Source organism: Alistipes sp. HGB5, from assembly GCF_000183485.2.
Classification (GTDB): Bacteria; Bacteroidota; Bacteroidia; order Bacteroidales; family Rikenellaceae; genus Alistipes; species Alistipes finegoldii.
In genome coordinates this window covers 1-14,465 of the sequence record NZ_AENZ01000062.1, presented here as the reverse complement: position 1 = coordinate 14,465, position 14,465 = coordinate 1, and the positions used below count along the sequence as shown (strand labels likewise).

13 protein-coding genes and 1 tRNA gene are annotated in these 14,465 nt (G+C 59.4%); 9 read left to right on the top strand and 5 right to left on the bottom strand.

Annotated elements, in window-relative coordinates; all coding sequences use genetic code 11:
- Window positions 1-172: 172 nt before the first annotated feature.
- From HMPREF9720_RS10930 to greA, 3 genes are all read right to left on the bottom strand, one after another.
- Entirely contained in the window at window positions 173-2,476 is a 2,304-nt protein-coding gene (locus HMPREF9720_RS10930; protein WP_009598400.1) for a TonB-dependent receptor, read from the bottom strand.
- Between the two features lie 84 nt (window positions 2,477-2,560).
- Window positions 2,561-2,893: a hypothetical protein gene (locus HMPREF9720_RS10925; protein WP_009598378.1), complete on the bottom strand. Its 333-nt coding sequence runs from the start codon at window positions 2,891-2,893 to the stop codon at window positions 2,561-2,563.
- Between the two features lie 141 nt (window positions 2,894-3,034).
- Window positions 3,035-3,511 (bottom strand): transcription elongation factor GreA, encoded by a 477-nt coding sequence (greA, locus tag HMPREF9720_RS10920; RefSeq protein WP_039940532.1) that lies wholly within the window; start codon window positions 3,509-3,511, stop codon window positions 3,035-3,037.
- 295 nt (window positions 3,512-3,806) lie between these two features.
- Here greA and cls point away from each other — a divergent pair, with 295 nt between their 5' ends.
- The 7 genes from cls (at window position 3,807) to HMPREF9720_RS10885 (ending at window position 10,661) form a co-directional block, all read left to right on the top strand.
- Window positions 3,807-5,141: a cardiolipin synthase gene (cls, locus tag HMPREF9720_RS10915; RefSeq protein WP_009598379.1), complete on the top strand. Its 1,335-nt coding sequence runs from the start codon at window positions 3,807-3,809 to the stop codon at window positions 5,139-5,141.
- 35 nt (window positions 5,142-5,176) lie between these two features.
- Window positions 5,177-5,788, top strand: a complete 612-nt coding sequence (locus HMPREF9720_RS10910; RefSeq protein ID WP_009598395.1) for a porin family protein — start codon at window positions 5,177-5,179, stop codon at window positions 5,786-5,788.
- A gap of 110 nt (window positions 5,789-5,898) precedes the next feature.
- Complete coding sequence (locus HMPREF9720_RS10905) at window positions 5,899-6,720, top strand: outer membrane protein assembly factor BamD (protein WP_009598389.1); 822 nt, start codon at window positions 5,899-5,901, stop codon at window positions 6,718-6,720.
- Window positions 6,721-6,722: 2 nt separating this feature from the next.
- Window positions 6,723-7,049 (top strand): DNA-directed RNA polymerase subunit omega, encoded by a 327-nt coding sequence (locus HMPREF9720_RS10900; protein ID WP_009598412.1) that lies wholly within the window; start codon window positions 6,723-6,725, stop codon window positions 7,047-7,049.
- Window positions 7,050-7,061: 12 nt separating this feature from the next.
- Window positions 7,062-8,348, top strand: a complete 1,287-nt coding sequence (coaBC, locus tag HMPREF9720_RS10895) for a bifunctional phosphopantothenoylcysteine decarboxylase/phosphopantothenate--cysteine ligase CoaBC (RefSeq protein WP_009598398.1) — start codon at window positions 7,062-7,064, stop codon at window positions 8,346-8,348.
- A gap of 6 nt (window positions 8,349-8,354) precedes the next feature.
- Window positions 8,355-9,998, top strand: a complete 1,644-nt coding sequence (gene recN, locus HMPREF9720_RS10890; RefSeq protein ID WP_009598384.1) for a DNA repair protein RecN — start codon at window positions 8,355-8,357, stop codon at window positions 9,996-9,998.
- 75 nt (window positions 9,999-10,073) lie between these two features.
- Window positions 10,074-10,661 (top strand): hypothetical protein, encoded by a 588-nt coding sequence (locus tag HMPREF9720_RS10885; protein WP_009598393.1) that lies wholly within the window; start codon window positions 10,074-10,076, stop codon window positions 10,659-10,661.
- A 109-nt stretch (window positions 10,662-10,770) separates the two neighbouring features.
- On the opposite strand, the gene groL is transcribed toward HMPREF9720_RS10885, so the two are convergent.
- Complete coding sequence (gene groL, locus HMPREF9720_RS10880; protein WP_009598376.1) at window positions 10,771-12,402, bottom strand: chaperonin GroEL; 1,632 nt, start codon at window positions 12,400-12,402, stop codon at window positions 10,771-10,773.
- A gap of 15 nt (window positions 12,403-12,417) precedes the next feature.
- Window positions 12,418-12,687, bottom strand: coding sequence for a co-chaperone GroES (locus HMPREF9720_RS10875; protein WP_009598415.1), 270 nt, complete (start codon window positions 12,685-12,687; stop codon window positions 12,418-12,420).
- A gap of 220 nt (window positions 12,688-12,907) precedes the next feature.
- Between HMPREF9720_RS10875 and HMPREF9720_RS10870 the strand changes: the two genes are divergently transcribed.
- Both HMPREF9720_RS10870 and HMPREF9720_RS10865 read left to right on the top strand, forming a co-directional pair.
- Window positions 12,908-12,983, top strand: a tRNA-His gene (locus tag HMPREF9720_RS10870).
- A 249-nt stretch (window positions 12,984-13,232) separates the two neighbouring features.
- Window positions 13,233-14,450 (top strand): site-specific integrase, encoded by a 1,218-nt coding sequence (locus tag HMPREF9720_RS10865; RefSeq protein ID WP_009598416.1) that lies wholly within the window; start codon window positions 13,233-13,235, stop codon window positions 14,448-14,450.
- Window positions 14,451-14,465 lie beyond the last annotated feature (15 nt).

Sequence of the window (14,465 nt, the reverse complement as noted above, 5' to 3'; positions counted from 1 at the left end):
CAACCGATCCCCCGCAAAACCCGGCACAGGATTCCGGGCCGCGACACGTATCCGAAACAGTCCGCAAAAACCGCCGCCACACGCATCCGAAACGGCCCGCAGAGACCGCCGCCACACGCAAAAGGCTGCCCCCGAAAGGGCAGCCTTTTATGCCGGTCGCAGCAGCGCGGACTCAGAAACTGAACTTCGCGCCGACGAACCAGCTGCGGGGCAGCGACGGACCGTAGATATAGCCCGAATCGCGGTCGGCGCCCTTGTCGAAATCCTTCTGGTAGGCATTGAAGAGGTTCTGCACGCCCCCGTAAAGCTGCAAGGTTATCTCCTTGTAGATACGCAGGTCGTACGACAGGCGGACGTTCATATCGAAGAACGACGGCGTCGAGACGGCCGCATCCTGCGCGACGCCCGATCCGGCCATGTGCTGCACGAGCATCGAGCCGGTGCAGGTTCCCGTCAGGTCGGCCGTGAAGTTCCGGACCGGCTTGAACGACGCCGTAAAGTAGCCGTAGGCGTCGGGGGTGCGGAACATGCGGCGCACGGGCGGCACGTCGGCGTCCTCGCTCCACTGTTCAGGCTCCTTATAGCGGCTCTGCTGGAGGGTTACGCCCGCCTGCAGTTCGAACCAGCGGGTGAAAATCGCCCGCCCCTCGACGTTGAAGCCGCGCACGGCGGCGCCCGAACCGTTGTAACGCTCCTTGATCTTGCCTCCGTCGTCCGTATCTTCCAGATCGCGCAGTGCGAAGACGTCGTCGAGAATCGTATAGAACCCCTCGACCAGCAGGTTGGTCTGCACCCTGCCGAAGTTGTGATAAAGGTCGGCCGAAAGGCTCACGCTGTGCGAACGCTCCTCCTTGAGGTCGTCGGCGAGCCGGATGCGGACCCGCTTGCCGCCCACCACGGCGATATGCATGTCCTCGTCGAAGGCCTGCGGCGCCCGATAGCCGCCCGCATAGCTCACGCGCAGGTTCACCGCCTCCGAAGGGTTGAAACGAATATTTGCGCGGGGACTGAAAATCACGTGGTCCACCAGATTATGCTTGTCGAAACGTCCGCCGATCAGCAGCGACCATCTCTTCGTTTTCCATTCGTTCTGCAGGTAGCCGCCCACGATATGCACCGTCTGGGCGGTGTTGATGTCGTAGCCGATCGAACGGTCGTTCAGGTCGTCGTAGCTGTATTCGCTGCCGAGCGTCAGTTCGGCGGGCATGAAAAGCAGTTTCCGGAACGCATGGACGTACTGTACGCCCGCCGCGACCGTAAGGTCGTGCGTCGTACCGTATGCGTCGGGGTCCTGCTTGCTGCCGTAGTAGCTCTTGCGGGCCGTATTCTGGAACGACGCATAGGCGTTGAAACGGTTGCGGCGGTCGGCCGACGAGATGTCGAACGAAAGGCTTCCGCCGTCGATCGAGTGGTCGGTCTGCTCGGCCACCATCGCCTCGTGGGGCGGCAGGTCCAGCAGGTCGCCGCCGCGGCGGTATTCGTCGATGTGGTGGTACTGCGCCGTGATGCGCGAATAGGCGCCCGTGCGGAAGAACGACCGCATGCCGGCCGACCGGCTGTTGATCAGGGGCAGCTCGGTAAATCCGTCGCCGTCGTGGTCGTACCCCGAACGGTGGCGGTTCTGAGCGAAGACGCAAAGCCCCGCACGGCCGCTCTCGGTCACGAGCGACGCATTGAGCATCGTGTTGTTGTCGTAGGAGTTGCTGCCGCCGAGCGAGGTCAGCGTATGCGCCAATTGCGCCGAATTGCGCGAAGGTTCCTTGGTGATGACGTTGATCGTGCCGCCGATGGCCGACGAGCCGTACAGCGCCGAACCGCCACCGCGCAGCACCTCGACCCGCTCGATCATGTTGGCCGGAATCTGCTCCAGTCCGTAGACGCCCGTCAGGGCCGAAAAGACCGGATGCGAATCGACGAGAATCTGCGAATAATGGCCGTCGAGTCCGTTGATGCGCACCTGCGCGAAGCCGCAGTTCTGGCAGTCGTCCTCGACCCGCACGCCGGGCTGGAACGAAAGCCCCTGCGCCAGACACGAAGCGTTCGTTTTCTCGAACAGCGCGGCGTCCAGCACGCTCACCAGCGCAGGCGCTTCGCGCCGCAGCGTGGCCGAGCGGCTGGCCGAGACGACCACTTCGTCCATCGAAATGCCGCTCTGCATCACCTCGAAATTCAGTTCGAGGGTCTGTCCCCGTTCGAGCGTCACCTTTTTCTCCAGCACGGCGTACCCCAGCGCACGGACTTCGAGCGTCAGCTCGCCTTCGGGCAGGTTTTTCAGAAAATAGTGTCCCGACGCGTCGGTCGTGGTGCCGAATGCCGTGCCCGTCACGGCGACGGTCGCATAGGGAAGGTGTTCATGGGTTTCACGGTCCACGACGTGGCCGAAAAGATTGGCGTCGGTGCTCCTCTTCGGCGTCTCCGCGGCCGACGCACCGGCATACAGACACATGAAGAGTGCCGGCAACAGATATTTTTTCATTGCTTATCGGATTGTTTGAATGACATACGTAACCCGCCGGACCGCACGGCCCGGCAAAAAACAGGATGGGAAGGGGATTGCGGGTTACGCCGCGGGAGGCGCGCGCAGCGAAACGCCCGGAACCGGCATGCAGCGTCTGCACTGCGTGGCTTCGGGCATCAGAACGCCCAGCATCCCGCAATAGAACGAGTGCGCGGGCTGTACTGCGTCGAGATAGGGGAAGAAATAGAAGTCGTCGACGATACAGCGTTCCACCACGATCTGATGCGCGCCGTTGTCGGGCATCAGATCGCCGCAGAGCGCGGCGAAATGCGCAGGGTCCTCCTTGTAGATGTGGACCTTGTGTCCTGCGTACGCTGCGACCAGAATCAGCAGCAGCAGAGCGGCGTATATCCGTTTGGGTGCTTTGCGTATCATCTTTCTGCTGCCAAAAGTAGCACAAAAAAAGGACCGCACAAAACGGTCCTGCAAAAATACCCACAAACGGGGATGTATGTCGTGTCCTGCACCCGGCCGGGAGCGGACGATGCGGCGCCGCTGCCCTGCGGGAACGGGCGCCTAAATGCTGATGTCGAGGATCTCGAAGTGAATCGTTCCGGCGGGAACCTCCACGTCGACCCGGTCGCCCTTCTTGTGGCCCAGCAGCGCTTTGGCGATCGGCGTGCCGATGGCCAGCTTGCCCTCGCGCAGGTTGGCTTCGTGCTCGGCGACGATGGTGTAGACCATCTCCTTCTTGGTGTTGTGATTCAGCAGCGTCACTTTGCTCAGAATCTGCACCTTGCTCTTGTCGATTTTCGACTCGTCGATCACCCGTGCGTTGGCAAGCGAATCCTCCAGCTTGGCTATACGCATCTCCAGCATACCCTGCGCCTCGCGGGCAGCGTCGTACTCTGCGTTCTCCGAAAGGTCGCCCTTGTCGCGCGCTTCGGCGATCGCCGCCGAAATTGCAGGACGCTCGACGGAACGCATGTGGTCGAGCTCGTCCCTGAGTTTCTTGTACCCCTCCGCTGTCAGATAGATAATCTCTTTTGCCATAATTTTATACGAGTCCGACGTATTCAGTTTCATAACACCGCGAAAGATTTCAAATGCCGGAACCCGTCGAACTCACTTTAGGCATCCGAAAACGCCCGCCCCGCATCTAAAACCTTCCTGAATCCCCCTCCGCAGAGGAGGAGTTTCGAATTAAACATCGTAAAAAAATAAGAATCCTGACCGGTGAAGGCCAGAACCCTGATTTTCATTATACAGCAAAGATAGGAAGTATATTCCGAATTTCCAAATCTTTTTTCAACCTGCATGGCACGGAGTATGCCCTCACGCACGGGTTATGTATCTGCTGCTTGCAATTCACATCGCATGGACGCTCGGAGCCGTCCCGCTCGTCACCCGCCAGAAACGCCTGCCCGCGTCGGCTGCGGCGTGGCTGGCGCTGATCCTGCTGCTTCCCGTGGCCGGCACGCTGCTCTACATACTGGCGGGTTACCGGCCGCACCTCCCGGCGGCGGAACGCCGCGCATACCGCGGCGACCGTCTCGGACAGATCATCGCACGGGGCTGCGGCACGCGCATCACCCGCCACAACAGCGTCGAACTGCTCCACAACGGCAACAACGCCTTCACGGCACTGATCGCCTCGCTCCAGCGGGCCGTGCGCTCGATCCACATGGAGTACTACATCATCCGCGACGACCGCATCGGCCGAACCATCGCCGAAATCCTGATCCGCAAGGCCCGCGCGGGACTCGAAGTGCGCGTCATCTACGACGCCGTCGGCTCGTGGCGGCTCAGCCGCACGATGCTGCGCCGCATGCACGAGGCGGGCGTCGAGACGGCGGCTTTCGAACCGGTGCGTTTCCCGTGGTTCACCACGCGCGTCACCCGCCGCAACCACCGCAAAATAGTCGTTACGGACGGAAAGGTCGCCTACTTGGGTGGCATAAATATTGCGAAATACTACCTCGACGGAGATTACATGGGCAAGTGGCGCGACGAGCACCTTCGCATCGAAGGCGACGCCGTCGCCGACCTGCAGAAGCTCTTCATCGCCGACTGGGCGCGCGTACGCGGCGAATGTCTCGACATCCGCCGCCATATCGCGCCGCACGACATCCGGCAGCGGCTGCCGATCCAGCTCGCATGGGCCGAGGAAGGTCCCTCGCGGCTGACCATCGCCGAGGCGTTCGCCGCGGCCATCGTCCGGGCGCAGCGCAGGGTGCGCATATCCTCGCCCTACTTCCTGCCGCCCGCGATGCTGCTCGACGCCCTGCGGCTGGCGGCCCGGAGCGGCGTGAGGGTGCAGGTGATGATCCCGACGTGCAGCGACTCGCCGTTCACGGACCTGATATCCGACTCCTACGCCGGAGACCTGCTCGACGCGGGAATCGAACTCTACCGCTACGACAACGGCTTTCTGCACGCCAAACTGCTGATCGTGGACGACGACACGGCTTCGGTCGGAACCGCGAACATGGATTACCGCAGTCTGCTGGACAACCTCGAAGTCACGGCCTTCATCCGCGACCGGGAGGTCGTCCGGGAGCTGTCCGCCACCTTCGACGGCGATCTGGCCTCGTGCCGGCGGATCGTGCGGGACGAGTGGCGGCCGGCGGCATGGCGGCGCACGCTGGGCGATGTGCTGCGGCTCGTGTCACCCCTGATGTAACCTCCGCAGCAACCTTAAAACCAGCTAATTTCGGCATGAAACATCTCTTCCCGCTCCTGCTCTGCGCGCTGCTGCTCACCGGCGCGGCTTCGGCCCAGCGCCGCTTTCAGGTCGGCGTCCGCGGCGGCGTCACCACCACCAGCTACACCTTTTCCCGTGTGGAAATCGGAGAAAACCGATTCCGGCCCGGTCCCGCCAAGGCGGGCTATCAGGCGGGCTTGGTCCTGCGGTTCAACCTCACCCGCCGCCTGCATCTGCAGTCGGAGCTAAATTTCGCCTTCGTCAATTACTCGATCCGCGCCGAAGGCCCCCGCACCCGCAGCGTCTCGCTGCGTTCGGAGCGGTTCGAAATCCCGCTGCAGCTGGGCCTTCAGTTCGGGCCTCTGCGGCTCTTCGGCGGCGCCCAGTTCCGCGTGGCCGACTCCGAGCGGGACAGCGCCCCGAAGCTGCTGAAGGTGAATTTCAACGACGACGTCGGCATCATGGGCGGCGTGGGATTCAACATCCGCAAATTCTTTTTCGACTTCCGCCTGTCTGGTTACGCCCGTTCGCACGTCTGGAACACCTTCGTCTCCGACGGCGTGTCGCAGCGGGTCAGGGTCCCGCGCAACCTCGTTTACGGAGGTTCGGTCGGGTTCTTCTTCTGAACAAAAAACAAGGGTGCGGAGACGCACTCTTTTTTTGCACAATAAATAATTTTGCAAATCGTTAATTTATGCGTAACTTTGCGCGATAAAGCGCCGCAAAAGATTTATCGATGAAGCAGACTTTTTTATACGCCGTGTGCGGAGTGATCCTGATCACTGCATTTAGCGGATGCGCAGGAATCAACGCCCTGCTCAAAAGCGGACAACCCGACCTGATTTACAGCAAGGCGCTGGAGTACTACCAGAAGGAGAAGTGGTCGCGGGCCTCGACGCTCTTCGAAGGCGTCCAGCACTACTACTCCGGCACGCCCCGCGAAGACAGCATTTCGTTCTTCAACGCCCGCTGCAAATACAAGAACCGCGATTACGACACGGCGGCGACGCTTCTCGACGATTTCCGCCGCAAGTTCGGCCGCAGCGCCTTCATCGAGGACGCCGAAGGCATGTACGCACTCTGCTTCTACTATCTTTCGCCCGGCCCTTCGCGCGACCAGACGATGACCGGACAGGCGCTGATCGCCATCAACGAATTCATGTCGCGTTATCCGCACAGCGAGCAGATCGAGAATTTCAAGACCATCAACACCGAGCTGACGCAGCGCCTGCACGACAAGGCCTACCTCAACGCATACACTTATTATAAGATAGGCCGCTACAAGTCGGCCATCGTATCGCTCAAGAACGCGCTCAAGCAATACCCCGAAAGTTCGCACCGCGAGGAGATCATGTACCTGATCGTGGACGCCAGCTACCGCTTCGCCAGCAACTCGGTCGCCGAGAAGCAGACCGATCGCTATCTGGCGATGCTCGACTCGTACCTCTCGTTCAAAGAGGAGTTCCCCGAATCGAAACATATCAAGGAGGTGGACCGCATGGCCCAGCACGCCCGCGATTATCTGGACCGCAACAAGCAAGAAGACAACAACATATAGCAATGGAAATCAAGAAGAACATTCCCAACAACACCATTACGCGTAAACTGGTCGATCTGGACCGGGAGACCGGCAATGTCTACGAGTCGATAAATATCATCGCCCGCCGCGCCAACCAGATCGCAACCGAGCTGAAGACCGAGCTGAACCGCAAGCTCGCCGACTTCTCATCGCCCACGGACACCATGGAGGAGACCTTCGAGAACCGCGAGCAGATCGAGATTTCGCGCTATTACGAGCGTCTTCCCAAGCCCGCGATCATCGCCACCGAGGAGTTCCTCGACGACGAGCTTTTCTTCAAGGAGAACAAAGAGGTCAAGAAGGCGTAACAGCCCGCCGGCATGGACTCGCAGGGACACGACATACAAAGCCCCGGCGCCGGCCGCACGGTCGAAGGACTCACGGGACTCGCGGGACTCGCGGGACTCGCGGGACGGCGCATACTGCTGGGCATTACGGGAAGCATAGCGGCCTACAAGGCGGCTGTGCTCTGTCGTTTATTGAAGTGCGCGGGCGCCGAAGTGCGCGTCGTCATGACGCCGCTGGCCAAGCAGTTCATCACGCCCCTGACGATGGCCACCCTCTCGAAAAACCCGATTCTCGTGGAATTCTTCGACCCGGAAAACGGAGCGTGGAATTCGCACGTCTCGCTCGGCGAGTGGGCCGACTGTTACCTGATAGCCCCCGCCACGGCCAATACGCTGGCCAAAATGGCCTGCGGCATCGCCGACAACCTGCTGCTGACGACCTATCTCTCGGCCCGCTGCCCGGTCGTCGTGTCGCCGGCCATGGACCTCGACATGTACGCCCATCCCGCGACGCAGGAGAACCTGCGCCGTCTGGCCGAACGGGGCGTGCGGATCGTCCAGCCCGCCGAAGGCGAGCTGGCCAGCGGACTGACGGGCAAGGGCCGCATGGCCGAACCCGCCGACATCGCCGCTTTCGTCGGCCAACTGCTCGGCGGAGAAAATCCCGAAAAAAAAAAGAGCCTGCAAGGTAGACGCTTCGTCGTAACGGCAGGCGCCACGATCGAAGCCATCGACCCCGTGCGGTTTATCTCGAACCACTCGTCGGGCAAGATGGGCTACGCCATTGCGGGCGCACTGGCCGCCCGCGGCGCCGACGTGACGCTCGTCAGCGGCCGTACGGCCCTGCCGACGCCCGCCGGAGTGCAGCGCACGGACGTACTTTCTGCCGCCGAAATGTACGACGCCGCCACCGCGGCTTTCGACCGAGCCGACGGAGCCGTCATGTGCGCGGCCGTCGCGGACTACACGCCCGATACCGTTTCTGAAACGAAAATCAAAAAATGCGGCGGCGAAATGTGCATCACCCTGCGCCGCACGCGCGACATCGCCGCCGAACTGGGCGCACGCAAAGGCAGCCGCCTGCTGGTGGGCTTCGCGCTCGAAACCCACGACGAACAGGCCAACGCCGAAGCCAAGCTCGCCAAGAAGAACTTCGACTTCATCGTCCTCAACTCGCTGCGCGACGCCGGGGCCGGATTCCGCGGCGACACCAACAAAGTCACCTTCATCGACCGCAGCGGCCGGGAGGAACTGCCCCTGATGCCGAAGTCCGAAGTCGCGGAACGCATCGCCGATAAAATCGAATCACTGTTAAAATAGGCCGCCATGTTACGTCGTCTGTCGGTTGAGAATTACGCGCTTATCGAAAAGCTCGAAATGGAGCTGGACCCGCACCTGAACATCATCACGGGTGAGACGGGAGCCGGCAAATCCATCCTGCTCGGTGCTTTGGGCCTGCTGCTCGGAGCCAAGAACGACGGCTCGGCCATGAAAGACGCGGCGCGCAACTGCGTGGTCGAAGGGACTTTCGACCTTTCGGGCCGCGGCATGGAGTCGTTCTTCGACGAGAACGACCTCGACTATGCTCCCGAAACGCACGTTACGCGCATGATAACCCCGGCCGGCAAGAGCCGCGCCTTCATCAACGACATTCCGGTCCAGCTCGCGCAGCTGCGCGAATTCGGCACCCGCCTGATCGACATACACTCCCAGCACCAGAACCTGATTCTCTCCTCGGAGGAGTTCCGCACCTCGGCGCTCGACACCGTGGCCGGAAACGGCGGGCTGCTCGCGCAGTACACGGCGCAGTACGCCCGGCTTTCCGAACTGCGGCGCCAACTCGCAGCCCTGCGCGAAGCGGCCGCCGACGGCCGCCGCGACGAGGAGTGGCTGCGTTTCCAGTGCGAAGAGCTGACCGCCGCCAACCTCCGCGAAGGCGAGCAGGCCGCGACCGAAGCGGAACTTGCCGTACTGGAAAACGCCGACCGCATCGGCGAAGTCCTCACCACGCTCCGCAACGCATTCGACGCCGACGAAACGGGGATTCTCACCCTGCTCAAAAACTCGGAAAACGACCTCGTACGCATCCGCGAACACTACCCCGCCGCCGGGGAGTACGCCGAGCGCATACACTCGGTGCTCGAAGAGCTGAAAGACATCGACAACGCCGCGGCCGCCGACTGCGAACGGATCGACGCCGACCCCGAACGGCTGGCGAAGCTCTCGGCGCGTCTCGACACCCTCTATGCGCTCCAGCAGAAGCACCGCGTCGCCTCCGAAGCCGAACTGATCGCCGCACGCGACGGTTACGCCGCCCGGCTGGCGGCCATCGTCCACGGCGACGAGGAGATCGCCGCGACCGAAAAAGCGCTGCACGAAACCGAGCAGAAAGCGGCCGCACTGGCCGACCGCCTGCACAAAGCCCGCGAAAAAGCCGCCGCGGGCTTCGCGAAACAGATCCTTGCGACGCTGACGCAGCTGGGCATGCCCGACACGGTGTTCGAAGTGGCGCTGACGCCGCTCGCCGAACTGGGCCGCACGGGCCGCGACAATGTGGTTTTCCTCTTCACGGCCAACCGCAGCGCAACGCCCCAGCCCGTCGAGCGGATCGCTTCGGGCGGCGAGCTTTCCCGCGTCATGCTGGCCCTCAAAGCCCTGCTGGCCCGGTGCATGCAGCTGCCGACGGTCATCTTCGACGAAATAGACACGGGCGTTTCGGGCCGCATCGCCGACGCCATGGGAGAGATCATCGAGTCGCTCTCGGCGACGATGCAGGTCGTGGACATCACCCACCTGCCGCAGGTCGCCTCGAAAGGCTCGGCCCACTTCGTGGTCTACAAGCAGGACGGACGCACCGGCATCCGGCGTCTGACGGCCGAAGAACGCATCACCGAGATCGCCAAAATGCTCTCCGGCAGCCGGATAACCGACGCCGCAGTCGCGCAGGCCCGCATCCTGCTCGGCAAATAACACCCCGACAAACCGCAAGCCTGCCGGAACGAATTCGCTCCGGCAAGCCCTTTTAACCCTTCATAGCATCGCACAATGGACAAACTCAGCACCCTCGCCGCCGCGAACCAGCAGCGCGCCCAAGAGGTCATCCGCGACAGCGGCATCGAAAGCATCTGGCGTTCCGTGGGCGCCGAACCGCATCTGGTCGGCTCGCTCCGCACGGGACTGCTGATGACGCACCGCGACATCGACTTCCACATCTACTCATCGCCCCTGCGCGTAGCGGACAGCTTCGCCGCCATGGCCCGGCTGGCCGAAAACAGCCGCATCCACCGCATCGAATACGGCAACCTGCTCGACACGAGCGAGGAGTGCCTCGAATGGCACGCATGGTATGCCGACGCCGACGACCAGCTTTGGCAGATCGACATGATCCACATGCCGAAAGGCTCGGCCTACGACGGCTATTTCGAACGGGTGGCCGACCGGATCGCCGCCGTGCTGACCGACCAAACGCGCGAAACCATCCTCCGGCTCAAATACGAAACTCCGGAGACCGAGAAAATCATGGGTATCGAATACTATCAGGCCGTGCTGCGCGACGGTGTACGCACCTACGCCGAATTCGAGGCATGGCGCGCCGCAAACCCCGTCACCGGCGTGCTGGAGTGGATGCCGTGAGCCGCCCCACCCGGTCAGGGACCCGCGGGCGGTGACGGCCGGAGACGGCTCCCGACAACAAAAAAACCGGAGACCATGAGGTCTCCGGTTTTCATATGGCAACCGATGATTACATCATGCCGCCCATACCGCCTGCGGGCATTGCCGGCATGGCGGGAGCGTCGGACTTCTTCTCGGCAAGCACGCACTCGGTCGTCAGGAACATCGAAGCGATCGAAGCGGCATTCTCCAGCGCGACACGCGACACCTTGGTCGGGTCGATGATACCGGCCTTCAGCAGGTCCTCGTACTTGTCGTCGCGGGCGTTGTAACCGAAGGCGTCCTTGCCCTCCTTCACCTTGTTGACGACAACCGAGCCTTCGCCGCCGGCATTGGCGACGATCTGACGCAGCGGTTCCTCGATCGCACGTTTCACGATCTGGATACCCGTCGTCTGGTCCTCGTTGTCGCCCTTCATGCCTTCGAGAGCCGCCGTAGCGCGGATGTATGCCACACCGCCACCCGGAACGATACCCTCTTCGACTGCGGCGCGGGTTGCGGCCAGCGCGTCGTCCACACGGTCTTTCTTCTCTTTCATCTCCACCTCGGTAGCGGCGCCCACATACAGCACGGCGACACCTCCGGCGAGCTTGGCAAGACGCTCCTGCAGCTTCTCCTTGTCGTAGTCCGACGTGGCTTTCTCGATCGAAGCGCGGATCTGAGCCACACGGGCCGCGATCTCCTCCTTCTTGCCGGCGCCGTCCACGATCGTGGTGTTCTCCTTGTTGAGCGTCACCTTGTCGGCCGTTCCGAGCATCGAAAGGTCGGCATCCTCGATCTTCATACCCTTATCGGTCGAGATCACGGTAGCACCCGTCAGGATGGCGATGTCTTCGAGCATCTCCTTGCGGCGGTCGCCGAAGCCCGGAGCCTTGCAGGCCGCGATTTTCAGCGTGCCGCGCAGCTTGTTGACAACGAGCGCCGAAAGAGCCTCGCCGTCCACGTCCTCGGCAATGATCAGCAGCGAACGGCCGCTCTGAGCCACCGGCTCCAGCACGCCCATCAGCTCCTTCATCGTCGAAACCTTCTTGTCGGTAATCAGGATGTAAGGCTTTTCAAGCTGCGCCTCCATCTTTTCGGGATCGGTCATAAAGTAAGCCGAGATATAACCGCGGTCGAACTGCATGCCTTCGACCACCTCCACGTGGGTCTCGGTGCCTTTGGCCTCCTCGACGGTGATGACGCCCTCCTTGTTCACCTTGCCCATCGCCTCGGCGATCAGCTTGCCGATCGTCTCGTCGTTGTTGGCCGAAATGGTGGCGACCTGCTCGATCTTGGCGAAGTCCGTGCCGACCTCCTGACTCTGCTTGCGCAGCGACTCCACGACCTTCAGCACCGCCTTGTCGATACCGCGCTTCAGGTCCATCGGGTTGGCACCCGCCGTCACGTTCTTCAGACCTACGCCGATGATCGACTGGGCCAGCACCGTCGCGGTGGTCGTACCGTCACCCGCATCGTCGTTGGTCTTCGAAGCTACCTCCTTGACCATCTGGGCGCCCATGTTGGCGAAAGCGTCTTCCAGCTCCACCTCCTTGGCTACCGTCACACCGTCCTTGGTGATCTGCGGCGCACCGAATTTCTTGTCGATAATCACGTTGCGGCCTTTGGGACCGAGCGTGACCTTTACGGCGTTCGACAGCGCATCGACACCCTCCTTGAGCAGCTCGCGCGCCTCAACATTGTATTTGATATCCTTTGCCATGATGTTTTTCCTTTATTAGATGATCGCTAAAATATCACTCTGTTTCATGATCAGGTAATCGACGCCGTCGATCTGAATCTCCTGACCTGCATACTTGCCGTAAAGCACCTGATCGCCGGCCTTGACCTCCATCTTGACCTCCGAGGTGCCGGGGCCAGCTGCGACTACTTTACCTGCCAGCGGTTTCTCCTTCGCCGTGTCGGGGATGATCAATCCGCCCGCCGTCTTCTCCTCCGCAGGATTCGGCAGAATCAGCACACGGTCCGATAATGGTTTTACATTCATAGCTTTTGTTGTTTTTGGTTTATAATGATGTATTAGTTAGCATTTGCAACCTCCTTTCCATCAATTGATGTGCCAACCGGTTTTTGGCAGATGCAGGGTGACAAAGGTACATGCCGGACTGTCATTTTGTCACGCTGCGCAATTTTTCGGGCGATTTTTTTGCACGGACCGAAAAAGTATATTACATTTGCATCCCGATACGACCGGACAACGGTCACACGGTGGATGTAGCTCAGTCGGTTAGAGCGTCGGATTGTGGTTCCGAAGGTCGTGGGTTCGAGCCCCATCTTCCACCCTTAGAAGCAGTTGAAAATCACTGCAATAAAGAGTAAAAACCTTGTATATCAACGATATATGAGGTTTTTTCGTTTTTGAAACAATCGCGTAAAATGTATTCTGAAGCAGGTTTTTATGACCTAATTCGTGACCTATTTTATTTCGGTCAAAAATAGGTCACGAATTACACATAAAACACTGTATTGCACCGTTTTACGCCACAATATCCCTATGCTGCACACGTTTAACGATTTCAAACCCATGCAGCTATGTACCAACGCACAACATTCAACGTAGTCTTTTTCTGCAAAAAGACCAAAATCTCTAAAAAAGGAAAGGCTCCTATTTATGCCCGTATCACCACATCCGGCCAAACAACAGAGATCTATACCCAATGTCAAATCGAACCGGAACGATGGAACCAGCGCCTCGAACGCTCCCTTTACAAAGACGAAGTAGATCAGCAAATTAACAGCATCGTCGCCAGTTATCGGGCGAATATCCTTGCGGCCTACGACCTGCTTCTCAAAGAGAATAAAACTCCGGACTGCTTTTCCATCAAACAACGACTGAGCAATGCATCCGGTTCAAGAATGTTCCTCGTCGAGTTTTCGAAATACTGCGATAAACGGCAACAGGAGGTCGGGACACGTATCACACAGGTAACTTGTAACAAATACCATCGTTTACTACGATACATGACCGAATATACCAAACAGCAATACCGGAAAGATGACCTGCCGCTGGATATGGTTTCCTATGAATATATAGACGGCCTAAATACCTTCATGCAAACAGCCCACCAATGCAGAAACAATGGTGCCGTAAATTTACTTTGCTGTCTCAAAAATTTCATCTTATTCGCGATACGGAACGAATGGATTGAAAAAAATCCGTTTCAGTATTACAAGATGAAAATAGACAAAACAAACGTCAAGGTTCCATTGACAAAAGAAGAGCTGGACATATTGATAAGCAAGGAAATGCCTAATGAACGGCTGGAATGTATCCGAGACGTATTTTGCTTCTGTGCATTAACGGGACTGGCCTTTACGGACGCAGACAACTTACAAAAACGACACATTACAACGGATGACAGCGGAACAACGTGGATACATAAACCACGCGAAAAGACCTCTGTAATAAGTCGTGTGCCACTTCTACCCTACCCGCTCAAAATATTACAAAAATATGAACATAATCCTGAATTACAACTCAAAGGAAAGTTATTACCTATCCCCAGCAACCAAAAAATGAACTCGTATCTCAAGGAAATCGGAACAATATGCAACATCCATAAAAATCTGACGACGCATTGCGCTCGCCACACTTTCGCCACATTGGCTATCGAATATGGCATGCCAATCGACATCATTGCCAAAATCCTCGGACATACAAATACGAATATGACTCGGCACTATGCAAAAATTTCAGAAGCCAATATTAGCCGGGAAATGCAAAGAATAGGAAAGGTTCTGACAGCATAGACTCTTAGGGCACAG